At 57.5% G+C, this 1,154-nt stretch carries 1 protein-coding gene; it reads right to left on the bottom strand.

The genetic code is table 11. The annotated features are described in order from the left end of the window. Nucleotides 1-1,149, bottom strand: a 1,149-nt coding sequence (gene tuf / locus A3714_RS10060; protein WP_063525790.1) for an elongation factor Tu, incomplete at its 3' end; no start/stop codon positions are given. Nucleotides 1,150-1,154 lie beyond the last annotated feature (5 nt).

A 1,154-nucleotide genomic window follows, 5' to 3' on the forward strand; every position in this document is an offset into this window, starting at 1 on the left:
ACCACCTTCGCGGATAGCGAAGCGCAGGCCGTCTTCCATGGCGATCGGCGCGATCAGCTCAACGTCCATCTGCACGTTGTCGCCCGGCATAACCATCTCGGTACCTTCCGGCAGGGTACATGCACCCGTTACGTCGGTGGTACGGAAGTAGAACTGCGGACGGTAGCCGTTGAAGAACGGGGTGTGACGACCACCTTCGTCCTTGCTCAGCACGTACACCTCAGCAATGAACTTGGTGTGCGGCTTGATGGAGCCCGGCTTGGCCAGTACCTGGCCACGCTCAACCTCATCACGCTTGGTACCACGCAGCAGAACACCAACGTTCTCGCCTGCACGACCTTCGTCCAGCAGCTTGCGGAACATTTCCACACCGGTACAGGTGGTCTTGGTGGTGTCGTGGATACCCACGATCTCGATTTCCTCGCCCACCTTGATGATGCCACGCTCTACACGGCCGGTTACTACAGTACCGCGACCAGAGATGGAGAATACGTCTTCGATCGGCATCAGGAACGGCTGATCAACGGCACGCTCCGGCTCCGGGATGTACTCGTCCAGGCACTCAACCAGCTTCTGTACGGCAGGCATGCCGATGTCGCTGGTGTCACCTTCCAGTGCTTTCAGGGCAGAACCCTTGATGATCGGAGTATCGTCACCCGGGAAGTCATAGTCGTTCAGCAGTTCGCGAACTTCCATTTCTACCAGCTCAAGCAGCTCTTCATCGTCAACCATGTCCGCTTTGTTCAGGAACACAACGATGTAGGGAACGCCTACCTGACGGGACAGCAGGATGTGCTCGCGGGTCTGCGGCATCGGGCCGTCAGCAGCGGAACATACCAGGATCGCACCGTCCATCTGCGCCGCACCGGTGATCATGTTCTTCACATAATCAGCGTGACCGGGGCAGTCTACGTGGGCGTAGTGACGAGTCGGGGAATCGTATTCCACGTGAGAGGTTGCAATGGTGATACCACGCTCACGCTCTTCCGGGGCATTATCAATACCGTCGAAAGCGATGGCGCTACCGCCCCAAACTTCTGCACACACGCGGGTCAGCGCGGCGGTCAGAGTGGTTTTACCATGGTCAACGTGACCGATGGTGCCTACGTTTACGTGCGGTTTATTACGTTCAAACTTTTCCTTTGCCACGACTC

This window comes from Alcanivorax sp. HI0007 (genome assembly GCF_001635525.1).
Lineage (GTDB): Bacteria > Pseudomonadota > Gammaproteobacteria > Pseudomonadales > Alcanivoracaceae > Alcanivorax.